The 22951-nt window shown below is 65.6% G+C and carries 17 protein-coding genes and 1 pseudogene; 4 read left to right on the top strand and 14 right to left on the bottom strand.

The window, feature by feature from the left end; all coding sequences use genetic code 11:
• Positions 1–134: 134 nt before the first annotated feature.
• From ACVIHF_RS27130 to ACVIHF_RS27160, 7 genes are all read right to left on the bottom strand, one after another.
• Entirely contained in the window at positions 135–1778 is a 1644-nt protein-coding gene (locus ACVIHF_RS27130) for a GMC family oxidoreductase (RefSeq protein ID WP_456792849.1), read from the bottom strand.
• A 28-nt stretch (positions 1779–1806) separates the two neighbouring features.
• Entirely contained in the window at positions 1807–2400 is a 594-nt protein-coding gene (locus tag ACVIHF_RS27135; protein ID WP_253625584.1) for a GNAT family N-acetyltransferase, read from the bottom strand.
• Positions 2401–2524: 124 nt separating this feature from the next.
• Positions 2525–3451: an SMP-30/gluconolactonase/LRE family protein gene (locus ACVIHF_RS27140; protein ID WP_057019121.1), complete on the bottom strand. Its 927-nt coding sequence runs from the start codon at positions 3449–3451 to the stop codon at positions 2525–2527.
• 292 nt (positions 3452–3743) lie between these two features.
• Complete coding sequence (locus ACVIHF_RS27145) at positions 3744–4751, bottom strand: IS5 family transposase (RefSeq protein WP_253604163.1); 1008 nt, start codon at positions 4749–4751, stop codon at positions 3744–3746.
• A gap of 329 nt (positions 4752–5080) precedes the next feature.
• Positions 5081–5968: a 4-(cytidine 5'-diphospho)-2-C-methyl-D-erythritol kinase gene (locus tag ACVIHF_RS27150; protein WP_456792850.1), complete on the bottom strand. Its 888-nt coding sequence runs from the start codon at positions 5966–5968 to the stop codon at positions 5081–5083.
• Between the two features lie 311 nt (positions 5969–6279).
• A complete protein-coding gene (locus ACVIHF_RS27155) occupies positions 6280–8064 on the bottom strand; it encodes a tetratricopeptide repeat protein (RefSeq protein WP_212056442.1) in 1785 nt (594 codons plus the stop codon).
• Between the two features lie 434 nt (positions 8065–8498).
• A complete protein-coding gene (locus tag ACVIHF_RS27160; protein WP_253607147.1) occupies positions 8499–10157 on the bottom strand; it encodes an electron transfer flavoprotein-ubiquinone oxidoreductase in 1659 nt (552 codons plus the stop codon).
• Between the two features lie 185 nt (positions 10158–10342).
• On the opposite strand from ACVIHF_RS27160, the gene ACVIHF_RS27165 reads away from it, so the two are divergent.
• On the top strand, positions 10343–11179 hold the full coding sequence (locus ACVIHF_RS27165; RefSeq protein ID WP_456792851.1) for a uracil-DNA glycosylase: 837 nt from the start codon (positions 10343–10345) through the stop codon (positions 11177–11179).
• Positions 11180–11320: 141 nt separating this feature from the next.
• Here the strand turns inward: ACVIHF_RS27165 and ACVIHF_RS27170 are convergent, their stop codons facing one another.
• The 4 genes from ACVIHF_RS27170 to ACVIHF_RS27185 form a co-directional block, all read right to left on the bottom strand.
• Positions 11321–12829: a glycosyltransferase family 39 protein gene (locus tag ACVIHF_RS27170; RefSeq protein WP_456792852.1), complete on the bottom strand. Its 1509-nt coding sequence runs from the start codon at positions 12827–12829 to the stop codon at positions 11321–11323.
• 321 nt (positions 12830–13150) lie between these two features.
• A complete protein-coding gene (locus tag ACVIHF_RS27175) occupies positions 13151–13927 on the bottom strand; it encodes a ribonuclease HII (RefSeq protein ID WP_076830319.1) in 777 nt (258 codons plus the stop codon).
• A gap of 94 nt (positions 13928–14021) precedes the next feature.
• Positions 14022–14468, bottom strand: a complete 447-nt coding sequence (locus tag ACVIHF_RS27180; RefSeq protein ID WP_438078598.1) for a VOC family protein — start codon at positions 14466–14468, stop codon at positions 14022–14024.
• Positions 14469–14589: 121 nt separating this feature from the next.
• Positions 14590–15756 carry a PA0069 family radical SAM protein gene (locus ACVIHF_RS27185; RefSeq protein ID WP_456792853.1) on the bottom strand — a complete coding sequence of 389 codons (1167 nt, stop codon included), beginning with the start codon at positions 15754–15756 and terminating at the stop codon, positions 14590–14592.
• 164 nt (positions 15757–15920) lie between these two features.
• On the opposite strand from ACVIHF_RS27185, the pseudogene ACVIHF_RS27190 reads away from it, so the two are divergent.
• A pseudogene (locus ACVIHF_RS27190) lies at positions 15921–16515 on the top strand (glycosyl transferase).
• Between the two features lie 21 nt (positions 16516–16536).
• Complete coding sequence (locus ACVIHF_RS27195; protein WP_456792854.1) at positions 16537–17478, top strand: bifunctional helix-turn-helix transcriptional regulator/GNAT family N-acetyltransferase; 942 nt, start codon at positions 16537–16539, stop codon at positions 17476–17478.
• Between the two features lie 200 nt (positions 17479–17678).
• On the opposite strand, the gene moaB is transcribed toward ACVIHF_RS27195, so the two are convergent.
• Positions 17679–18242 carry a molybdenum cofactor biosynthesis protein B gene (gene moaB, locus ACVIHF_RS27200; RefSeq protein WP_225647769.1) on the bottom strand — a complete coding sequence of 188 codons (564 nt, stop codon included), beginning with the start codon at positions 18240–18242 and terminating at the stop codon, positions 17679–17681.
• A gap of 174 nt (positions 18243–18416) precedes the next feature.
• The gene (ypfJ, locus tag ACVIHF_RS27205) at positions 18417–19355 is read right to left on the bottom strand and encodes a KPN_02809 family neutral zinc metallopeptidase (RefSeq protein WP_028334795.1); all 939 of its coding nucleotides are present in this window, start codon (positions 19353–19355) and stop codon (positions 18417–18419) included.
• A 382-nt stretch (positions 19356–19737) separates the two neighbouring features.
• On the opposite strand from ypfJ, the gene ACVIHF_RS27210 reads away from it, so the two are divergent.
• A complete protein-coding gene (locus ACVIHF_RS27210) occupies positions 19738–20871 on the top strand; it encodes a site-specific DNA-methyltransferase (RefSeq protein ID WP_057016998.1) in 1134 nt (377 codons plus the stop codon).
• 52 nt (positions 20872–20923) lie between these two features.
• Here ACVIHF_RS27210 and ACVIHF_RS27215 read toward each other — a convergent pair whose 3' ends face one another.
• Complete coding sequence (locus ACVIHF_RS27215; protein WP_456792855.1) at positions 20924–22876, bottom strand: EF-hand domain-containing protein; 1953 nt, start codon at positions 22874–22876, stop codon at positions 20924–20926.
• Positions 22877–22951: the final 75 nt, after the last annotated feature.

The following is a 22951-nucleotide window of genomic DNA, read 5'->3' on the forward strand; positions in this document are numbered from 1 at the left end:
TAGCGCGTCTCGAAGGATGCACGGCCCACTCGGGCCGTCGTGCTTCGAGACGGCCGCTTCGCGGCCTCCTCAGCATGACGGTGTTAGACACAGCGCGCTGATCAAGAAGCAACATCGCGTACGCCTCTATTCCGTCACGCATACTCCGGCAGCTTCGCAGCCGCCTCGGGTGCCTTGCCGCGGATCATGTCGGAGGCCTTGTCGGCGATCATCAAGGTCGAGGCGTTGAGATTGGCTGAGATCATCCGCGGCATGATCGAGGCGTCGATCACGCGCAGGCCCTCCATGCCATGGACCCGAAGCTGGTCGTCGACCACCGCCCACGGCGCGTCCGCCGGTCCCATCCGGCAGGTGCAGCCGGGATGGAAGGTGGTGGTGCCGCGCTCGGTCGCGGCCGCGAGCAGTTCGTCGTCGCTCGTGACCTTCGGGCCCGGAAAGTCCTCATAGGCGTAATACGGACTGAGCGGCTCGGAGGCGAGCAGCCGGCGCGCCAGCTTCATGCCGGCGACGACGACGCGGCGGTCGATCTCCTCGGCGAGGTAGTTGGTCTGGATGATCGGCGGCGCGAACGGATCGGCGGAGCGGATCCGGACATAGCCGCGGCTCTCCGGCCGCTGCTGCCATGACGCCACCGTCATGCCGGGCTCGTCCTCGAGTTGGCCCTGCACGCCTTCCTTGTAGCTCGCCGGCGTGAAGGTGAGCTGCAGATCGGAGCTCTCGGTGGTCTCGCCGGAATGCCAGAAGCAGTAGACCATGGTAGGCGACAGCGACAGCAGGCCGCGCCGCGTCGTCGCCCATTTGATCGCCTCGCCCCACAGGCTGAAGCCGCGGCGAAGCTCGTTGATGGTCCTGATGTTCTTGACCCGCGCCACCGAGCGCGGCGCGTAATGATCCTGCAAACCTTCGCCGACGCCCGGCAGCGCGTGGCGCACCTCGATGCCGTGCGCCTGCAACAGCTCGGGCGCGCCGACGCCGGAGAGCTGCAACAGCTGCGGCGAGTTGTAGGCGCCGCCGGAGAGGATGACCTCCTTGGTGGCGCGGATCTCCAGGGGATCGCCGTGCTTGCCGCCGCGGTTGTAGCGCACGCCGACCGCGCGCTTGCCCTCGAAGATGATGCCGGTGACATGCGCATGCGTGCGCACATCGACATTGGGCCGCCGCCGCGCCGGATGCAGGAACGCGGTCGCGGCGCTGACCCGGCGGCCGTTTAGGATGGTGCGCTGGCAGTACGACACGCCTTCCTGTATCTGGCCGTTGTAATCAGGATTGCGCGGAATGCCGAGGCTGACCGCGCCTGCCATGAAGGCCTCGCAGAGTGGATCCTGCCAGTCCATGGTGGTGACGGTGAGGTTGCCGTCGCGGCCGCGATAGGTGTCGTCGCCCTCGCCGATCCGCCTCTCCATGCGCCGGAAATAGGGCAGCACGTCAGGATAGCCCCAGCAGCGATTGCCGAGCTGCGCCCAGGTGTCGAAATCCTGGCGCTGGCCGCGATTATAAATGTGGCCGTTGATCGAGGACGAGCCGCCGAGCGTCTTGCCGCGCGGCGCATAGATGCTGCGCCCGCCGGTGTAGGGACCCACCTCCTGCTGATAGGCCCAGTTCACGCTCTTCATATGGAAGGTCTTGATGAAGCCGGCCGGCAGATGGATGTAGGGATGCCAGTCGCTCGGCCCCGCCTCGAGCACGCACACCTTGGTGCCTGCGTCTTCACTCAAGCGGTTGGTCAGCACGCTCCCGGCGGAGCCTGCGCCGATGATCACATAATCGAACGTTTCCATCGTCTCGTTTCTGGCGCCGACTATCGTGTCAGCGCGGCTTTTCGTTGAGTTGATAGGTCAGATGCGCCTTCACCGTCGGCCATTCGCTGGCGATGATGCTGTAAACCACGGTGTCGCGCAACGTGCCGTTGGGCGCGATCTGATGGCTGCGCAGGATGCCGTCCTGCTTCGCACCCAGACGCTCGATGCCACGCCGGCTCTGGTGATTGAAGAAATGCGTGCGGAACTCGACCGCGATGCAATCAAGCTTCTCGAAGGCATGGGTCAGCAGCAGCAGTTTGCACTGCGTATTGACCGCGCTGCGCTGCACACGCTTGGCGTACCAGGTCGAGCCGATCTCAACGCGACGGTTCGACGTGTCGACGTTCATGTAGGTCGTCATGCCGGAAATCTTGCCGTCGGCGTCGAACACCGTGAACGGCAGCATCGATCCGGCCTTTTGCAGGCCGAGCCGGCGGTCGATCTCCTTGGCCATGTTCTCCGGCTGCGGGATCGCGGTGTACCAGAGCTTTGACAGCTCGCCGTCCTTCACCGCCTCGACCAGCCCGTCGCGATGATCGTGGGACAACGGCTCCAGCCGCGCATGCGCGCCGCGAAGGGTGACCGGTTCAAGCCAGGGCATTCGAGATCTCTCCATCTTTGTCATTCCGGGGCGATGCGCAGCATCGAACCCGGAATCTCGAGATTCCGGGTCTGGCGCTTCGCACCATCCCGGAATGACGATTGCGCTTCGCGAACCGCAATCGTCATCTATTCAGAAAATTCAGCGGCAATCCCGGCCGCGGCCAGTCCATCGCGATCAGCTCGCCCTTGCCCGACAGCGTGATGTAGGCGGTCTTCAGCTCGGGGCCGCCGAAGGCGATGTTGGTGGTGACGCGGTCGCCGGTCGGCACCTGCTCGACCACGGTGCCGTCGGGCGCGATCACCGAGATGCAGCCCGACACCAGCGTCGCGACGCAGACATTGCCCGATGCCTCGACCGCGAGCGAGTCGAACATCTGGTAGCCGCCGAGGCCGGCGATCGGCTTGCCGCGCTCGCCGCGATAGATCACGTCGCGCGGCTTGACGGTGCCGGGCTCGGAAACTTCATACGCCCACAGCCGCGCGGTCGGCGTCTCCGCGATGTAGACGGTCTTCTCGTCCGGCGACAGGCCGATGCCGTTGGCCGGCAGGATGCCGTGCACGGCCTCGACGATCTCGTTCATGCCGGGCTTCAGATAATAGAACGCGCCGACATCCATGTCGCGGGCGCGGCGCTTGCCGAGGTCGGAGAACCACAGGCCACCCTGCCTGTCGAACACCAGGTCATTCGGCCCGCGCAGCGCGTGCTCGCCGCATTTAGTCACCACGGTCTCGACCTTGCCGGATTGCAGATCGACGCGCTGGATCGAGCCGCCGAGATAATCCTCGGGCTGCGGCCCCGGCATGATCATGTTGCGGGTCGGAATCCAGGAGAAGCCGCCATTGTTGCAGATGTACATCTTGCCGTCGGGACCGAGCGCCGCGCCGTTCGGGCCGCCCGGCACCTTGGCGACGATCTCCTTGCGCCCGTCGGGATAGACCCGCGTCAGCCGCTGGCCGCGGATTTCGACCAGCACGACCGAACCGTCGGGCATGACGACGGGACCTTCGGGAAACTCCAGATCGGTGGCGAGAACTCGGATATTGGCCATGGCATCCTCCCGGCTCTTTGGCTGCAGGCGGATTCCGAACGGCCCCGCACGCGCAACGTTGTTGTTTCGTCCTGTTATGGCAAACGGGGTTTGGCTTGCCAAGCAATGGCCCCGCAAGGCTGCCCGGCGTTGGGGCGGGATGGGCGCGCCGCAAATGCCCCTGTCGTCCCTGCCTAGTGCGCAATTGCGAGGGCTTTGCGAAAGTCGAGCAATCGACAGGGGCGGGCGCTGGTTGTTTGGGCCTGTTAGTGGCTTGGATGGGTCAGCCATGATGGCTGGATGGCTGGTTTGGTTAGGCGATCTGGGGTGGCGTCCTGGCCCATCGCTGGAGATTGATCGCAGTCGCGGCGAGCTGGAAAGCTGCGGCATTGCGCATCAGGCCCCGATAGCGGGCACGCGCCAGACCGTAGACGCGCTTGAGCAATGCGAACAACGGCTCGATCGGCGCGCGTCGATGCGAGATGACCGCATTACGACGCACCGCCCAAGGTCCCAAGCGAAGCCAGCGGTTGTGTCTGCGCATGATGCCGTCGCGAATATCCATCTCCTTCAACCGCACGCGTCGCGCGATGGTATCGTAGGCTTTGTCAGCGTAGACCGTTGCCTCGTCGCCGCAGATCAGCCCGTCGGCGGGCACGGTGTCGTTGACATTGGCTGGCGTAAAGGCGAGGCGCCGGATGATGCGACTGCCTTGGTCCATCGCCACGTGCATCTTGTAGCCGAAGGCATATTTGCCGTCCTTCTTGGTCCAGGCAGCGTCAGGATCGTGCGCGCTTTTGACCAGTTTGCTGGCCGGCCGCCCGTCCGCATCCGGGGGCAAATCGGGATCCGGTGGTTCGGGTGGATTTACCGCCGAGCGGATCAGCGAAGCGTCGATCAATGTGCCGCGCTTCAAGACGAAGCCGGACTTCTCGATCTGCGCCGTAATCAGGGCGAAAGCGCGCTCCGCCAGCCCGCTCTTGGCCAGTTGTTCGCGGAAACGCCACAGCGTGGAATGATCCGGCACCGGCTCACTCAGCGACAGGCCCAGAAAGCGCCGGAACGACAGGCGGTCCACCAGTGCTTCCTCAAGTCCCGGATCCGACAGACCATACCATTGCTGCAGCAACAGCGCCTTAAACAGCGCCAGCGACGGGTAAGCTGGCGCCCCCATCGACCCGCTGCGCAAGCCGCTCAGCAGCGCTTCAATCGCGTTCCAGTCGACCAGTTCCGACACTCGCTGCAATGGCGCATTGGCCCTGGCCGCGTCATTCATCAGCCCATCTGTAAAGCTCAATTGACCAATCTGGCGCTCCGCCATCCGACCCTCCGGCGAATCCTTCACCAAAAGAGAATCATCCCGGGCGACTTCTGCAAAGCCCTCGCAATTGCGCACTAGGCAGGGACGACACCGAGTAGGTGGCACGGTCAGTGAGTCAAACTTCCGCGTTCTCGCGACACTGTCCGAGCTTCGCGCTTCGGATAAAGCGAAATATTTTCGCGCGCGAGGATTGACAGGTTTTGCTGAGTTGCCCGTCGGGTTGTTTTGTCGCACCCCTCTCCGTCGTCATTCCCCAGTGCGCAATTGCGCGCCTGAGGGCGCGCCTCCTGGCGCGAGCCTCGGAATGACGGAGAGAGAATGGGCGCGCGCTAGCTCAGCGTGCCCGCATGCACCCACCAGCCGGGGTGACCGGCGCGGAGTTGTTCGCCGGCCGCCTCGGCGTCGGCGTCGGTTCCGAACACGGCAAAGCAGGTCGCGCCCGAGCCCGACATGCGCACCAGACGAACGCCCCGGGTCTCACGCAGCGCGGACAGCACGTCACTGATGACGGGCTGGATGCGCGCCGCGGGGGCTTCGAGATCGTTGGTGCCGCGCTCCAGCGCCGCGATCCAATCGTCGATCGCGCGGCCGGCTTCCGGCCATGACGGCGCCTGCATCACGACGTCGGTGGCGCCGATCAGGAGCTCGCCGTTGCGCAGACCGAGCGCATTGAAGACGTCCCTGGTCGCAACCGGCACGCGCGGATTGACCAGCACGCACGGCATTTTCGGCAGGTCGAGCGGCAGCAGGCCTTCGCCGACGCCGGTCATGTCGCAGGCCCGCGAGGCGACGCACACCGGCACGTCGGCGCCGGTCTGCAGCGCGACCTCCATGATCCGGCTATCGTCGAGCGAGAGCTCATTGAGCCGCGCCAACAGCCGCAGCGCCGCCGCGGCGTCCGCCGAGCCGCCGCCGATGCCGGCCGCAACCGGCAGCACCTTCTCCAGCGTGAAGTGGCCGACCTCGAGGTCCGCGACGCGCTCGCCGAGCAGCCGCGCGGCCTTCAGCACCAGATTGTCCGATGTATCGCCGCAGGCATCGGCCAGCGGCCCCGCCATCGAAAGCGACAGCCCCGGTCCCGGCTCGAGCGTCAGGCGATCGGCGCAATCGGCAAACGCGACGACGCTCTCCAAGTCGTGAAACCCGTCGACGCGCCGCCCGACAACCTTCAGCGTCAGGTTGACCTTGGCACGCCCTTCTTCAATCAGCGCCGGCACGGCGATAAACCCCTAAAAACAAACATCGTGATGCGATTAGCGTAAATCGCCGCACGATCCTATCCCTTTGTTTGGATGGAAATTCCGCTCTGACTCGTCATGCCCGGGCATAGCCGTCTGAAGGACGGCGTCGCTTCCGCTCGCCTTATGACCCGGGCATCTATCAACCAAGAACCAATTTCTCGAAGGGATGGATGGCCCGGCCATGACGGGCAAACGTCAATGCCACGGACATCTTGCGCGAAGACGCGCTTCGCGCTTTTGCCCGGGCATCACGGTATTTTATGAAGATGCAGCGCGACGACCGCCGCTCAGCCTCCCTTGCCGTCGTCGTCCTTCTTCTTCTCGGCAGCGGCGGCGTTGGAGGTGTCGTCCGGCAGGCCGTTGTCGATCTTGGCCTGGATCTTCGGCAGCTCTTCCGGCTCGGGCTTAAGGTCGCGGGCATGCGCCCACTGGAACTTGGCTTCCAGGGTGCGGCCGACGCGCCAGTAGGCGTCGCCGAGATGGTCGTTGATGGTCGGATCTTCCGGCTTCAGATCGATCGCGCGCTCGAGGTTCTTGACCGCCTCCTCGTAATTGCCGATCCGGTAATAGGCCCAACCGAGCGAGTCCACGATGTAGCCGTCGTCAGGGCGCTGATCGACGGCACGCTTGATCATCTTCATGCCTTCGTCGAGGTTGATGCCCTGATCGATCCAGGAATAGCCGAGATAGTTCAGCACATGCGGCTGCTCGGGCTGCAGCTCGAGCGCCTTGCGCATGTCGGCCTCGGCCTTGTTCCACTGCTTGGAGCGCTCCTCGCAGATGCCGCGATAGTAATAGGTGACCCAGGCGTTCTTGTCGCCGCCGGCCGGCAGCGCGTCGATCGCCTGCGAATAAGTGGTGGCGCAGTCGGCGAACTTCTTGCGGCCGCGCTCGATATTGCCGAGCGCCAGGATCGCCTCGATGTCCTTCGGCTGATCCGAGGTGACTTCCTTGAGGATCTTGATCGCCTCGTCGCTGCGGTCGGCGGCATCGAGATTGGTCGCGAGCTGGATCTGCGCGTTGCGCTTCAGCGGCGAGGACGCCGGCATCCGCTCGTAGACCTTGATCGCCATCTGCGGCTTCTTCACCGATTCATAGAGATCGGCGAGCGACAGCAGCGCCAGCGGATGGTTGGGCTGCAGATAGAGCGCGAGCTGCAGATAGACCAGCGCGAGGTCCTCGCCGCCGCGGCGGGTCAGCGTCGCGCCGATGCCGTACAGCGCCTCGGCCGCGCCGGCCTGCGGCGACTCGACCAGCGGCGGCAGCTTCTTGCCGGCCTTGGTCTCCTTGATGCCTTCCAGCACCAGCGGGTGACGCGGCAGCTTCTTGTCGAAGGCTTCGTACATCGCGGTCGCGGCGGCCGCGTCCTTGTTGCGCGAGGTCCAGCGCGCATATTCGTCGACCGTGCGCAGCATCGAATCGTCGAGCTTGTAGACGCGCTCGAAGCGGGCGCCGGCATCCTTCTCCTTGCCGGACAGCTCGTAGATCATGCCGGCATGGAGGTCCTTGAAGATCGGGTACCACTCGGGGCCGGTCAGCTTGTCGATCGAGGCGACCGCGGCCTTGCTGTCGCCGGCGCCATAGGCGGCCCAGGCCGACAGCAGCGTCGCGACGAGATCGGTGATCGGGCCGCGCACCGACTGGTTGATGTTGGACTGCGCGGCGGCATATTTCTTCAGCTTGAGATCGCGCACGCCGACGACCAGGCGCGCGACGCGGTTGGCCTTGTCCTGGGTCAGGATGCGGTCGGCAAGCTTGACCGCCTCCTCGATGTCGCCGTCGGCAAGCGAGGAGATGAAGGCGCGGTCGAGCAGCTCGGAATTCTTCGGGTCGGTGCGCAGCGCCGAACGGTAGAACGCCGCGGCCGAGGTCGCATCGCGCTCGACGCTGGCGTGACGCGCGGCGAGATAGCTGCCGGCGGTGGTCAGCGACTTCAGGTCGTTCTTGGACGGGAATTGCGCGGTATTGTCGGTCGGATGGTCCGGCGTTTGCGCTGCAAGCTGCGCAGGCACGGCAAGCGCCGCGGCAGCGAGAACGGCAATCGTCAGGCGGTGGAATCGGGTGGACAGCATCACGGTCGCCTTGCTCCAGGGATTTACGCCAAGATGGATTTTATGGCCAAGATCTTGCGATCAGTCTCAAAATGCGAACCCAAGCGGCGGCATCACGGCGGGGGACAATGCCGCTTTTGGCGCTCATCCGCAAGGATCGCCCAAAGGCAACCCATGACGAATCAATTGGCAGATTAGGCCTTTAGGCCCGCCGATCCAGCCAGCCCCCGCAAGACGCTTCCACTATGGCGGTATCGTGACCGGGCCGGGCATATTCGCGCGCGGACGCAAAAAGGCGCGAGATAAGGGCGCCACGGCACCCCTTTTCGCGCCTTCTGTTGTAACCGGGGGTGCAATCCGGCCGCTCCACGTGCGGAGAGGCCAAGCGGAGGTTGCGGCAACTCGCGCAGCCGCCTCACGCAAATGTGGTCGGCCGCCTTGAGCTCACCCTGGCCTTACATCGCCTCGTAGTTCGGACCGCCGCCGCCCTCCGGCGGAACCCAGGTGATGTTGCCGTTGGGGTCCTTCACGTCGCAGGTTTTGCAGTGGACGCAGTTCTGGGCGTTGATCTGAAAGCGCGGACCCGTCGATTCCTCGACCCATTCATAAACGCCGGCCGGGCAATAGCGGTTGGAAGGACCGGCGAACACGTCGTGTTCCGAGGTCTTCTGCAGATTGAGATCGGCGACCTTGAGATGGACCGGCTGGTCCTCCTCATGGTTGGTGTTGGACAGGAACACCGACGACAGCTTGTCGAACGAGATCTTGCCGTCCGGCTTCGGATAGGCGATCGGCTGGTGCTGCTTGGACGGATCGAGCGTCTTGCGGTCCGGCTTGGCGTGCGACTGGGTGCCGAACAGCGAGAAGCCGAGCGTGTTGCACCACATGTCGAAGCCGGAGAGCGCCATGCCGAGCAGGTTGCCGAACTTCGACAGCAACGGCTTGGCATTGCGGACTTTGAACAGGTCCTTGCCGATCGCCGACGAGCGCCAGGCGTTCTCGTATTCGACGAGCTCGTCATTGGCGCGGCCGGCGCCGAGCGCGGCCGCGACATGCTCGGCGGCGAGCATGCCGGAGCCCATCGCATTGTGGACGCCCTTGATGCGCGGCACGTTGACGAAGCCCGCCGCGCAGCCGATCAGCGCGCCGCCCGGGAACGAGAGCCGCGGCACCGACTGGTAGCCGCCCTCGGTGATGGCGCGCGCGCCATAGGCGAGCCGCTTGCCGCCCTCGAACAGCTCGCGGACATCGGGATGGGTCTTGAAGCGCTGGAATTCGTCGAACGGCGACAAATACGGATCGTTGTAGTTCAGATGCACCACGAAGCCGACCGCGACGCGGTTGTCGTCGTAGTGATAGAGGAACGAGCCGCCGCCGGTCTTGTCGTTCAGCGGCCAGCCGAGCGTGTGCTGAACCCGACCCTTCTTGTGCTTCGCCGGGTCGATCTGCCAGACCTCCTTGAGGCCGATGCCGAACTTCGGCGGCTCGGAGTTGGCATCGAGATTGAACTTCGCGATCAGCTGCTTGGACAGCGAGCCGCGTGCGCCTTCGGCGAACAGCGTGTACTTGCCGAGCAGCTCCATGCCGCGGGTGTAGGAATCCTTGTGGCTACCGTCCCTGGCGATGCCCATGTCGCCGGTGGCGATGCCGCGCACCGCGCCCTTGTCGTCATAAAGCACTTCGGCCGCGGCAAAGCCCGGATAGATCTCGACGCCGAGCGCTTCCGCCTTCGGTGCCAGCCAGCGGCAGACATTGCCGAGCGAGCCGATGTAGCAGTGATGATTGTTCATCAGCGGCGGCATGATGAAGTTCGGCAGGCGGAACCAGCCTTGCGACGTCGTCCAGTAGAAGCGGTCGTCCTTGACCTGCGTCTTCAGAGGACAGTCGGCATCCTCGCGCCAGTCGGGCACGAGCTTGTCGAGCCCGGCCGGATCGATCACCGCACCCGAGAGGATGTGCGCGCCGACCTCGGAGCCCTTCTCCACCACGACGATCGAGAGCTCCGGATTGAGCTGCTTCAGCCGGATCGCTGCCGACAGGCCCGACGGGCCGGCGCCGACGATGACGACGTCGAATTCCATAGACTCGCGCGGAGGAAGGTCTTCAGCACTCATGATCTTTGATCTCAGCCCATTGAGAACGCTTCTAAGCTTTTCAGGGGTCGTTGTTTCCGATTTTTGGCGGAAGGACAACCATGGAATTGCGCTTCCATGGGTTTGCACGGCCCGGGTACCGCAAGAGAATAATCTTTTCCGAAAACCGCCCTCCACTTTTCTGGTCGATGCTCTAGATTGCGCCCATGATGGCCCTGCCGCCCGAGCCCACCCCTACACTGCAGCAATTGCTGGCCTTTTACCTCGAGGCCGGAGTCGATTGCGCGCTCGGCGATGCGCCGATCAACCGGCTCGAGGAGCCGGAGCCGGAGCCAGTTCCCGCCCCAGCCGCACCGCGTCCATCAGTTGCGCTCAATCCGCTGCGTCCGCCGCCGATGCTGTCAGTTCCGCGCAGCGAAATCACCGTGGCGCCGGATGCCGCGATCGCCTCCGCGCGCGAGGCTGCGCGGACTGCGCCGACGCTTGAAGCCCTGCGCACGCTGATGGAGAATTTCGACGGCTGCGCGCTCAAGCACACCGCGACCAGGCTGGTGTTCGCCGACGGTAACCCGCAGGCGCGCGTGATGTTCGTCGGCGAGGCACCGGGCCGCGACGAGGACATCGAGGGCCTGCCGTTCGTCGGCCGCTCCGGCAAGCTGCTCGACCGCATGATCGCGGCGATCGGGCTCGACCGCAGCAAAGCCTATATCGCCAACGTGATCCCGTGGCGGCCGCCCGGCAACCGCACGCCGACGCCGCAGGAGACGCAGGTGTGCCTGCCCTTCATCCAGCGCCATATCGAACTCGTGAATCCCGACGTGCTGGTGACGCTCGGCAATCCCTCGACGCAGGCGCTGCTCAGCACCCGCGAGGGCATCATGCGGACGCGCGGCAAATGGATCGACTACGACACCGGCACGCGCACGATCCGCGCCGTCGCCACCTTCCATCCGGCCTATCTGCTGCGCTCGCCGTCGTACAAGCGGCTGTCGTGGCAGGATCTGCGCGCGATCGCGAAGGTGCTGCAGGTGGCGAGCGCGTAGCTTCGTAGCCCGGATGGAGCCAACGGGTCGCGCGGACGCGCGCCCGATGACAGGCTCCGCGCAATCCGGGTGGATCAGGTGGCGTAAACGAGCGGCACCGGATTTCGCTCCGCTTCATCCGGGCTACGGCTCCACGTCAAATCACGTCCCCTTCGGCCGCACGATCGCCCAGCCGATCCGCAGCACCGGCTGCCGTCCGTTGACCAGCCGGTCGAACGAACGCGGCACTTCCGGCACGAGGCCGGGGAAACGCTGCGCGATGTCGGGCGGCGGCGTGCCGGCGGTGTCCTGTGCGCGCCACACCACGACGCCGCCGGTCTCGTTGAATTTTGCGACCGACAGCCACGGCGTCCGCTGCGGCGTGGCGTCGAGCAAAAGATGCGGGCGACGGCGGTTCATTGCAATCAGGCTGGCAAGTTCGGGATCGCCGGCCACCGCGCGCAGGCGCTGGTTGGTGCGACGCTCATAGCTGTCATCGAAGAAGCGGCCCATCGCGGCTGCCGGCAACGAGGTAGACGCCTCCGTGGTGCTGGTCCAGGGCAGGAACAGGGCCGCCGCCAGCGCCAGCGCGGCCGGCGCCGCGACCGCCAGGGCCCAGACCGAACGCAGCAGCCGCTGCCGCCTGAGCGGGATCAGGTCGCCGGTCGCGACCACGACGGCGAGCCCGGACATCAGCAGCACCACGCCGGCGCCGCCGAAGGCGCGATCGAGATTGAACAGCCCGGAGACGAAGCTGCTCGCGATCGCCGGCGCGAACGCGAAGAAATACACGAATTGCCGCGCCAGCTGACTGACCGGCGGGCGGTTGATGATCGGAGCATCCTCCGTATCGCGGGCGAACCAGCGCGAATTGAGGATCGCCAGCAGCGCGATCGCGGCGGTCGCCACGATCAGCCCGCCGAGCACCACGCCCCAGCGCAGCGCGTGCGCCCTGAGATCGGCGAATGCCGGCAAGGCCGGCAGCGCCAGCACGTCGGCGCGGAGCAGCCAGATCAGGTAGGGCAGCGCCAGCACGATGATGACCAGCAGCGCGTAGATCGGATCGACCGACTTGAGCATGCGCCGCCCGCGCTCGGTTGCGAGCGCAAAGCCTGTCACGAGCAGAATCATGCCGATCGCCGCCGGCGTCGTCAGCAGCAGGAGCCCGCAATCGATCGACCAGGCGAACCAGGCGTTGCGCCGGTTCTGCCCGATCAGTTGCCAGGAATGCAGCAGCAGCAGCGCCCAGAGCGGGCGCGCCAGGATCAGCGGGCCGAACTCGACGCTTGGCGAGGAGAACACCACCACCGTCATCGACAGCAGCACCGCCAGCACGCCCTGCGGGCCGCCGACGATGGCGCGCGCCAGGACGTAGAAGGCGATGAAGGTGACGATTTCGCAGACCTGCGCCAGGAGATAGACGCCGAACACGTGATTGCCGACGGCGCGGAAGGCGATGTCGGCGAGCCAGAACGCGAGCGGCGGCCCCATGTCGGTGCCGACCTGATATTCGCGGCCGAAGGCGAGGATGGTGGCGAGGTTGCCGGGCGGACTGCCGTAGAAGATGGCCGGCAGGAACAGCCAGATCGCGGCCTGCGCCAGCACCACGATCCAGACCACGAGGCGCGGCCGGGCGCGGATCAGTTCGACAACCAGGGAGGTAAACCGCATGAAACGCCTGAAATGCCCCAGCCACCCGTATCAAGCGGCGCCATCTGATCCCGAGCGTTTTTGATAAACGGCGGCGGCGGTGGAGGCAACCGGGCTGGATGTGTCCACGGTGCAAAGTCAAACATCGCTGTCATGCCCCGCGAAGGCGGGCATCCAGTACGCCGCGGCGGCCAGGCTTGAGCACAACGGTCTCTGGAATACTGGATCGCCCGGTCCCGTCTTCGCCAAGGCTTCGACGAGGCCACGGCCCCCTGGCGCGCCGAAGCTTTCGCGGAGGCGGCGAGCCGGGCGATGACACCGAGAGTGCGGCGCCGCCGCGCTTTACGCCGCTTCGGATGCCGCGGCTTCGCTTTCGGCGTCCACCGTGAACAGGTCGGGCTCCGCCGGGACCGGGAAATGCTTCAGCCGCGCCGCGACGACGGGAGCGAAGAAGCTGCGGTGATGGCTGCTGGGGCCGAGCCGATCGAGCGCCTCGAGGTGCTCGGGGACGGCATAGCCCTTGTGCTGCTCGAAGCCGTAGCCGGGGCAATCCAGCGCCAGCGCGCACATCAGGCGGTCGCGCGTCACCTTGGCGATGATCGAGGCCGCCGCGATCGAGGCCACGATGCCGTCGCCGCCGATCACGGCATCACAGTCGCAGGGCGTGGCGAGCTTGTCGCGGCCGTCGACGAAGACGTGCTTCGGCATTTCCGGCAGCGCATGCACCGCGCGCGCCAGCGCCCACAGCGAGGCGCGCAGGATGTTGTCGCGGTCGATCCGCGCCCGTGACGCCACCGCGACCGAGAACGCTGCTGTCGCGCAGATTTCCTCGAACAGTTCCTCGCGGCGCTCGACGGTCAGCCGCTTCGAATCATCGAGGCCCTTGGGTATCCGATTTGGGTCCAGCACCACGGCGGCGGCGACCACCGGACCCGCCAGCGGCCCGCGCCCGGCCTCGTCGCAGCCGGCGACCGGCCAGACGCCGCGCTTGATCAGCGCGCGCTCGCGCCGAAAGCTCGGCCGCGTCACCACGATGACGCGCTTGTCCGGCTTGGCCGGCTCGGCCGGCTTCTTCTTCGACGCGGTCTTTGACGTGCGATTGGACTTGTCCCGAATCATGCGGGGATCGTGATCAAGCCCGGCCCGCGGCGCAACCGGGAACCTGGCGCCCTTCCCCGTTATTCAATCCGCCACCCTAATCGGGATCGGCGCTCTAATCGGGGATTGACACCCGGCGGTCGTCGCGAACCTCAAAGCCCGGCGCGCGCACCACTTCCCAGGCGTGGCCGTCGGGATCGCCGAAATAACCGCAATAGCCGCCATAGCTGGTCGGCTGCGCGGGTTTCAGCAGCCTGGCGCCTTTCGACAGCGCGAACGCCATCACACGATCGACCTCGGCGTCGTCGTTGCAGTTCCAGGCGATCGCGACGCCGCGGAACGCTGAAGGCCGTGGCTGATCCGGCAGCCCGGCATCGGCAGCGAGCAGATGCCACGGGAACAGGCCGAGCACGGTGCCGCCGGTCTCGAAGAAGGCGACCTCCTCGCCGGTCGCGCGCATCTTCCTGGAGAAGCCGAGCGATTCATAAAAGCCGATGCTGGCGCGCATGTCGCTGACGCCCAGCGTGAGGACGGTGAAGCGTGCGGTCGGGGTGTTACTCATGTTTGCACTCACTGTTTGACGTCTTCGTAGCCCGGATGGAGCGAAGCGCAATCCGGGAAAGCTTCAGCCGCTAACACGGGACCCCGGATTTCGCTGCGCTCCATCCGGGCTACGCCCTCGCCTAGAATAGACTGAGTTGCTGCCCGTTACGCTTCGGCTTGGCGAAGTGATCGGTGGTCAGCTTGGTCCGCCGCTTGTTGAGGCCGAGTTTCTCGCACGCGATCTCGAAGCGGCGGCCGATCATCCAGGCCATCGGGCCGGTGCCCTTCATCCTGGTGCCCCATTGCGAGTCGTAGTCGCGGCCGCCGCGCATGTCGCGGATCAGCGTGAAGACGTGACGGTAGCGGTCGGGATAGTTCGCCATCAACCATTCGCGGAACAGATCGCGCACTTCGAGCGGCAGCCGCAGCAGCACGTAGCTCGCCTCCCTGGCGCCGGCATGCGCGGCGGCATCGAGGATGCGCTCGATCTCGGAGTCGTTCAGCGCCGGGATCACGGGTGCGACCATCACCGTGGTCGGGATGCCGGCATCCGTGAGCCGCTTGATCGCCTCGAGCCGCTTCGGCGGGGTCGAGGCGCGCGGCTCCATGGTGCGGGCGAGTTTCGGGTCGAGCGTCGTCACCGAGAGCGCGACCTTGGCGAGATTGCGCTTGGCCATCCGCGCCAGGATGTCGATGTCGCGGGTGACCAGCGCCGACTTGGTGACGATGCCGACCGGATGGCCGGCGCGCTCCAGCACCTCGAGGATGCCGCGCATGACCTTCCGGTCGCGCTCGATCGGCTGATAGGGATCGGTGTTGGTGCCGATCGCGATCATCCGCGCCTCGTAGTCCGGCGCCGCCAGCTCCTTCTCGAGCAGCGCGGGTGCGTCCGGCTTGGCGAACAGCTTCGATTCGAAGTCCAGCCCCGGCGACAGGCCGAGATAGGCGTGGGTCGGCCGCGCGAAGCAATAGACGCAGCCATGCTCACAGCCACGATAGGGATTGATCGAACGGTCGAAGCCGATGTCGGGCGAGTCGTTGCGGGTGATCACCTTGCGCGAGGTGTCGAGCGCCACGCTGGTCGCAAATGGCGGCAGGTCCTCGAGGCTCTGCCAGCCGTCGTCGAAGGCAACGCGCGCCTCTGCCTCGTAGCGGCCGCTGGCGTTGGACTGCGCGCCGCGGCCGCGCCGCCGCTCGCGCTCGATCGCGACCGCAAGCTCGGGAAAAGGGGAAGGTGCACCCGCCGGGTTATCGGAGGGCGCCGTTACCGGCGGGTGCTTGAGGGCATGAGAGGATGCTCGGCTCATGCTTTGACGCTAACACAGCACGAGAACAAATCAAGAACGCGAACAGAGAAATTCCACAGAACCTTGCTACAAAATTCTGCAGGCGAACAGGCTGCTTTGAATATGACAAGGTGATAACACGGCCGGAGTTTCTCCACCGTTTGAGCCATCGAAGCCTCAAAATCATGCTGAGCGTGATCATTCCAACCGACGGCGTCGAGCGCACCGCGGTCGCAACATTGGCGGCGCTGGTGCCGGGCGCGGCCGCCGGCGTCATCCGCGAAGTGCTGCTGGTCGACCGCAGCAACAGCGATGTGATGGAGCGCGTCGCCGACGTGGCCGGCTGCCGTTTCATGCGCTTCGAGGGCACGCGCGCCGCGGCGCTTGCGGCAGGCGCGCGGCAGGCGCGGTCGCCCTGGCTGATGTTCCTGCATCCGGGCGCAGTGCTCGATGCCGGCTGGATCGAGGAAACCACCCAGTTCATCCAGATGGTGGCGGCCAGCGGCAAGGACCGCGCCGGCATCTTCCGCTACGCCCGCGCACCCTACACCGACCCGGGCCTGCGCGACGGCCTCAAATTCGTTGCCCGGATGATCACCGGGCCCTCGGCCGAAACAGGGCCTTTTGATCGCGCGCGAGCATTACGAGCGGATCGGCGGCTACCGGCCCGACGCCCGCCGCTCCGAGGCGCGCCTGCTGCGCCGGCTCGGCCGTTCCTCCCGCACCATGCTGCGGAGCCGGATCATGGTGGCCGGAACAAAGCGCTTGCGGATTATTTGATTCCGTCAAATAATATATTTGATGAAATCAAATTCCTATGACACCACGCTCGAGAACCAGGTCGCCGCGGTCCGCGGCTTCAGCCGGTTCTATACCCGCAAGCTCGGCATCATCGAGCCGAAGCTGCTGCACTCGACATTCACGCTGCAGGAAGCGCGGATCATCTACGAGCTCGCGCACCGCGAAAATTGCACCGCAACCGACCTGGTGCGCGATCTCGACCTCGATGCCGGCTTCGTCAGCCGCACGCTGGCGGCGCTGCAAAGGCGCCAGATCGTGACGCGGAAGCCGTCGAAGGCCGACAAACGCGTCAACGAGGTGGCCCTCACCGCCAAGGGCCGCACCGCAGCCGCCGATCTCGACCGCCGCTCGCGCAGCGAGGTCGGGGCGCTATTGAAGCAGATGGACGGCGACCGTCGCGCGGCGGTGGTGCGCGCCATGGGCACGATCGAGCAATCGCTGGAGCCACCGGCCGAGAAGCCGGTCGGCTTCCTGCTGCGCAGCCATCGCGTCGGCGACATGGGCTGGGTCGTCTCGCGGCAGGGACAAGCCTACGCGGAGGAATATGGCTGGGACATCAGCTACGAGGCGTTGGTGGCCGAGATCTGCGCGCAGTTTCTGCGATCGTTCGATCCGGCCCGCGAGCATTGCTGGATCGCTGAGGTCGACGGCGAGCCGGTCGGCTCGGTCTTCCTGGTCGACGGCGGCGACGGGGTCGCCAAGCTGCGGCTGCTGCTGGTGGAAGAAAAGGCGCGCGGGCTCGGCGTCGGCCGCGCCCTGGTGGAGCAATGCATCCGCGCCGCGCGCGAGAAGGGCTACACGAAGATGACGCTCTGGACCCAGAGCATCCTGGTCGCCGCGCGCGGCATCTACGCCCGCACCGGCTTCCAGCGGGTCAAGGAAGAGAAGCATCACAGTTTTGGCGTCGACCTGGTCGGCGAGACCTGGGAGCTGGAGTTGTGAAGCCGCAGCGCCGAGACGTCTGGACTGCATAGCCCGGATGGAGCGAAGCGCAATCCGGGAGCGGTGCTGCCGCGGAAGAGACTGCCCCGGATTTCGCTTCGCTCCATCCGGGCTACGGAAGCTCACCCTTGAGATTCGGATTCGTGGTTCACATGCCCTCAGATGCGCAATTGCGCGTCGGGATGACAAAAAAGCAGCGGCTAAGCGCTCGCGCCTTTCGCCTTCGGGCGGCGCAGATGTTCATCCAGCCGCGGCATGATCTCGACGAAATTGCAGGGCCGCGTGCGGTAGTCGAGCTGCGCGGCCAAAATGCCGTCCCAGCCGTCGCGGCAGGCGCCGGGCGAGCCGGGCAGGCAGAAGATGAAGGTCGCGCCCGCAACGCCGGCGGTGGCGCGGCTCTGGATCGTCGACGCCCCGATCTTGGCGTGGCTCAGCATGTGGAAGGCGATCGAAAAGCCGTCCATCCGCTTCTCGAACAGCGGCTCGACCGCCTCCGGCGTCACGTCGCGACCGGTGAAGCCGGTGCCGCCGGTGGTGATGACGGCATCGACGGCAGGATCGGCGATCCAGCGCCGGATCACGCCTCTGATCGCCTCGACATCGTCGGTGACGATCTCGCGCGCCGCAAGCTTGTGGCCGGCCGCGGTGAGACGGTCGGCCAGCGTGGTGCCCGACTTGTCATCCGCCAGCGAGCGGGTGTCGGAAATCGTCAGCACCGCGATGTTGAGCGGAATGAATGATTTGGATTCGTCGAGTGAGGACATTTACACCTCTTTCCCATCCCGCTGACGTGCTCGCCTTACGGTGCACTTGCACCGGTGAGCGAGCCTCGAAGGATGGGCCGCGGGCTCCGCAATCCTTCGAGGCCCGCCAAGAGGCGAACATATCCCGAGTGAGCGCATTCGCGCTCATCCGGGGATGACGCTACCGGCACACGGCTACAAGCTACCGCCGAACGTGTTGCAGGCCTGCACTGTGCCCTGCTGGTAGCCCCTCATGAACCACTCCTTGCGCTGCGCCGCGGAGCCGTGGGTGAATGAATCAGGCACCACCCTGCCCGTCGCCTGCCGCTGCAACGTGTCGTCGCCGATTGCGTTCGCGGTGGTCAGCGCGGCGTCGATGTCGCCGGCCTCGAGGAAGCCCGGCCGCTTCTTCTCCTCGCGGTTGACCCAGACGCCGGAAAGGCAATCGGCCTGCAGCTCGACCTTGACCTGCAGCGCGTTGGCCTCGGCCTTGCTGCCGGCCTGCTGCTGCAGCCGGTTCACGCGCGGAATGATGCCGAGCAGGTTCTGGATGTGATGCCCGGCTTCATGCGCAATGATATAGGCCGCGGTGAACTTGCAGGCGTTGCCCGAGCAGCCGCGGAAGCGCGTCTCGACCTCGCGGAAGAAGCCGGTGTCAAGGAAGATGGTCTTGTCCGGCGGACAGTAGAACGGTCCCATCGCCGACTGCGCCATGCCGCAGCGGCCGCCATTGGTGGCATTGCGGAACAGCACGATCTTCGGACCGGTGTAGGTCTGCCCGCTGGCCTTGAAGATCTCGCTCCAGCGATCGTCGATCTCGCCCAGGATGCCGGCGATCATGCTGCCCATCTCGTCGGTCGGCGCGCCGCGCTTGGCCTGCCCGCCCGACGACTGCCGGTCGGTCTGGTAGGTCGGCGCCTGGCCGCCGCCGGTGAGAATCTCGGCGCCGCCGATCAGGATGCGCGGGTCGATGCCGAAGGCGTAGCCGAGGAGGCCGAGGACGATGATGGTGCCGATGCCGAGGCCGCCACCACCCATCGGAATGCCGAAGCCGCCACCGCCCCCTCCGCCCATCCCGCCTTCATCGCGACGGTCTTCGATGTCGTCGCTGCGGCGGAAATCATCATAGCGCATGGTGGTTTCCCTTCATTCCAGTCGGCGACCCAACGCGGGACACTCCAACTTAAAATTTCCATTCTGTTAATCAATATCCTGCCCGGCAATAATTGCCTAGTCCGGAAGAGGCGCATCCCTTGCGGTGCAAACGGCTGCGAATGAGGGCGAATCTACCGCGCGAATCGTGCCGGTTTGATGATCCGCAAATTTTTTCGCCGAATGCTCTGATGTTGCGGCACAACGCCGACGGCACTGCGCCATGCCGCGCAAAAGATGCTGCAATCTTTTGCATGAAGATTTCCAATTAAGTCGATTTTTACTTTGCCGGGTCAATGTGACGCCAGTCGGTTGTTTAGTCCCGCGTCGCCGACAGCGTCGCCTGAGTCAGAGTTCTTGAGTCATGGTAGTGTCGCGTCGCGGGGCGTCTGCAAGGGCGCCCCGCACTAAATTTGAGAGTGCCCCATCGAGCCACATCGTCATTGGCGATTGCGTGGCCGAATTGTCGAAGCTTCAGGCCGGCTCGGTCGACCTGGTCTTCGCGGATCCTCCCTACAATCTGCAGCTCAAGGGCGACCTCAAGCGCCCCGATGAGTCGCATGTCGATGCCGTCAACGACGACTGGGACAAGTTCTCGTCGTTCGCTGCCTATGACGATTTCACCCGCGCCTGGCTGCTGGCCTGCCGCCGCGTGATGAAGCCGTCGGCAACGCTGTGGGTGATCGGCTCCTATCACAACATCTTTCGCGTCGGCGCGATCATGCAGGACCTCGGCTTCTGGCTCCTGAACGACATCGTGTGGCGCAAGTCCAATCCGATGCCGAACTTCCGCGGCCGCCGCTTCACCAATGCGCACGAGACCATGATCTGGGCCGCGCGCGACGAGAAGGCCAAGGGCTACACCTTCAATTACGAAGCGCTGAAGGCGTCCAATGAGGACGTGCAGGCACGCTCCGACTGGCTGATCCCGCTGTGCACCGGCGAGGAGCGCCTCAAGGACGGCGACGGCAAGAAGGTGCATCCGACGCAGAAGCCCGAGCAGCTGCTCGCCCGCGTGTTGCTGTCGTCCTCGAAGCCCGGCGATCTCGTGATCGATCCGTTCAACGGCACCGGCACCACCGGCGCCGTCGCCAAGCGCCTCGGCCGCAGCTATATCGGCTTCGAGCGCGACAAGGCCTATGCCGCCGCCGCCGAGGCGCGCATCGCCGCGATCGAGCCGCTGCCGGAAGCAACGCTGGCGCCGTTCATGACCGCGCGCGAGGCACCGCGGGTGGCGTTCTCCGAACTGATCGAACGCGGCATGATCGTGCCGGGCGCCAGGCTGGTCGACGCCAAGAAGCGCCACGGCGCCCTGGTGCGCGCCGACGGCGCCATCATGCTCGGCGACAAGGTCGGCTCGATCCACCGCATCGGCGCGGTCGCGCAGGGCTCCGGCGCCTGCAACGGCTGGACCTTCTGGCACGTCGAGACCAAGAGCGGCCTGCGGCTGATCGACGAACTGCGCGCCGAGATCCGCTCCGAGATGGCGGCGGGCTGAGCGGCCCGCCGGCCGAGTTACTTGATGCGTCACGCCAACGTGGCGCGCGGTGTCAGCGCGACGGGCAGCCTGCGCTCTTCTCGCCGGTATCCTCGACCATCACGCAGGAATGTCCGGGATCGCCATCGGGATATGGCGTGCCTTTCACCACCAGGAAGGTGACCGAATGGGCCCCGTGGAGGCCGGACGGGAACCGGATCTTCTTGCGAACAACGAATTCGCCGGCGCCGTTCTGGGTGACACTGCCGTTCGCGAGCAGCTGAACCAGCCCGGCCTGCGCGGGGAGCACCTCATAGGGTGTGACGGGACCACTCGCGACGACGGAAGCGGGATCGATGTCCACCACCCCGCCGGGCCAGTAACGTTGCAGATCATCGTGCGCACGGCTCGGACCTGTCTCGATGACCACGTTGCCGGGATTGCCCACAATGTTGAGTGTGCCTCCGCTCTTGCGGATTACGAGGCCCTGGCCGGATTGCCCCTTGAGCGTGTCGATCCCGCCGGAGGGAACGTTGAAGGTGGAGACTGCATATTTGGCGGCGACGACATCAGGCGCCCTGCCCGTCGCGTCGCGGACAGCGCCAACGGCTTGCAGCGAGCCGCTCGACGGTAACTCGTGAAAGTAGGTCAGGCAGTTGGCGCGGCCGAGAAAGCTGACGCGGTCGCGCGCGACGCCTGTCGCGCCGGTTAGCGGCCCCTGCGTCGGATCGCCCCTCTTGCCGCCGGTGCTCAAACTCGTCACGACCACGCGCTCGATCCGCTCTACCGCGCCGCCGAATTGCCAGATGGTCGGGCTGAAGCTTGCGATCACCACATAGAGCGGATCGCTACCCGGCTCGACATTGATCCGCCCGGCGTGCACTACCGCATCCTGCGAGCCTATGGTCACGCTCGACAGCGACTCAGTCTGATACGCACTGAGCAACACGACCCGGGCCTTCTCGGAGACGGCCGGCATCGCGCAGACCGCACGTTCGGCGTCGATCGCCCGCTGCCGCTTGCGGGCGAGTTCGGCCTGTTCGTGCTGGCGCTTCTGCGCCACATCCGGATCACTCGAAGGAGGCGCGGGAGTGCGCCTGAATTCCATGAGCTCCTGTTGCGAGACCTTGCCGTCACTGTCGGTATCGACCTTACGGAACAGCGCCTCTCCCGTGGCCTCGTAGGCGGCACGGGACAGCTCGCCGGCCGTCGCCGTTTCGAGCACCAATGCAAGACGGGTCTTTGCCGCATAGCCGCTCAAGGAAGCGACCCGCTGGTTTGCCTCGTTGAACTTCGCTGCTTCGGCAAGGCTGACCTTGCCGTCCCTGTTGACATCGAGCGCCATGATTGTCGTGACCATACGCTCGGTCGACTCCGCGCTGCCGCCGAGTGGGGACTTGCCGATTACCGACTGGGCGCGCGCCCAACGCGACTCGTAGGCTGCGCTTCTGCGAACCTCGTCCTCGGTCACGAAGCCGTCGCCATCGAGATCGTAGCGCAGCACGCTCATCCAGGCGACGCTCCTGACCTGGACTGCTTCCATGGCGGCGTGCAACTCCACGTCGCGCTGCGTGAGCTTGCCGTCGCCGTCGGCATCGAGGTTGAAGAACTCGCCGCGAAGCTGCTCGAGGTAGCGATCAAGGGACTGCCCTGCAGGTACCCGCAATAGCAGCTGCTCCTCGACAGCCTTTGCGGGGGAAGGCGGCGATCCGGCCGGCGCGACTGGCGCTTGCGCGACAGCGGGCTGTCCGACGCAGGCGACGACGAGACCGGCCAGGCCGGCATGACGGAGGGATGATACCATGAGCATGCGCGTTCTCCCGATCCTCAGGCATAGGCCGCGCGTGCGTAACGCACAAGCCGCTACCTTTTGTTGAATCCGGGAACGGTAAATGTCGGCTTGAGGCGGTATCCGACCCTCCGCCGATGTCCATGCGGCGACGTTAAGTATCGTTCGTCGCGGTTCGCGGCCGATTGTCACGGTGCGCCGAATGACGGGGTATTGAATGCCTTCGCCTTGATGCACTGGCGAAGCGGGCCTACGCTGTCCCGTCACTTGCCCGTTTCGATTGGTCGCCGATGCGAAGACAATCCGAGACAT

Source organism: Bradyrhizobium sp. USDA 4506 (genome assembly GCF_054058795.1).

Coding starts and splice junctions, on each gene's coding strand:
- ACVIHF_RS27140 (WP_057019121.1), bottom strand. CDS start 3,451: ATGGCCAATATCCGAGTTCTCGCCACCGATCTGGAGTTTCCCGAAGGT.
- ACVIHF_RS27155 (WP_212056442.1), bottom strand. CDS start 8,064: ATGCTGTCCACCCGATTCCACCGCCTGACGATTGCCGTTCTCGCTGCC.
- ACVIHF_RS27130 (WP_456792849.1), bottom strand. CDS start 1,778: ATGGAAACGTTCGATTATGTGATCATCGGCGCAGGCTCCGCCGGGAGC.
- moaB (WP_225647769.1), bottom strand. CDS start 18,242: ATGTCCTCACTCGACGAATCCAAATCATTCATTCCGCTCAACATCGCG.
- ACVIHF_RS27160 (WP_253607147.1), bottom strand. CDS start 10,157: ATGAGTGCTGAAGACCTTCCTCCGCGCGAGTCTATGGAATTCGACGTC.
- ACVIHF_RS27170 (WP_456792852.1), bottom strand. CDS start 12,829: ATGCGGTTTACCTCCCTGGTTGTCGAACTGATCCGCGCCCGGCCGCGC.
- ypfJ (WP_028334795.1), bottom strand. CDS start 19,355: ATGCGCTATGATGATTTCCGCCGCAGCGACGACATCGAAGACCGTCGC.
- ACVIHF_RS27195 (WP_456792854.1), top strand. CDS start 16,537: ATGAAATCAAATTCCTATGACACCACGCTCGAGAACCAGGTCGCCGCG.
- ACVIHF_RS27180 (WP_438078598.1), bottom strand. CDS start 14,468: ATGAGTAACACCCCGACCGCACGCTTCACCGTCCTCACGCTGGGCGTC.
- ACVIHF_RS27210 (WP_057016998.1), top strand. CDS start 19,738: ATGGTAGTGTCGCGTCGCGGGGCGTCTGCAAGGGCGCCCCGCACTAAA.
- ACVIHF_RS27175 (WP_076830319.1), bottom strand. CDS start 13,927: ATGATTCGGGACAAGTCCAATCGCACGTCAAAGACCGCGTCGAAGAAG.
- ACVIHF_RS27135 (WP_253625584.1), bottom strand. CDS start 2,400: ATGCCCTGGCTTGAACCGGTCACCCTTCGCGGCGCGCATGCGCGGCTG.
- ACVIHF_RS27165 (WP_456792851.1), top strand. CDS start 10,343: ATGATGGCCCTGCCGCCCGAGCCCACCCCTACACTGCAGCAATTGCTG.
- ACVIHF_RS27185 (WP_456792853.1), bottom strand. CDS start 15,756: ATGAGCCGAGCATCCTCTCATGCCCTCAAGCACCCGCCGGTAACGGCG.
- ACVIHF_RS27145 (WP_253604163.1), bottom strand. CDS start 4,751: ATGGCGGAGCGCCAGATTGGTCAATTGAGCTTTACAGATGGGCTGATG.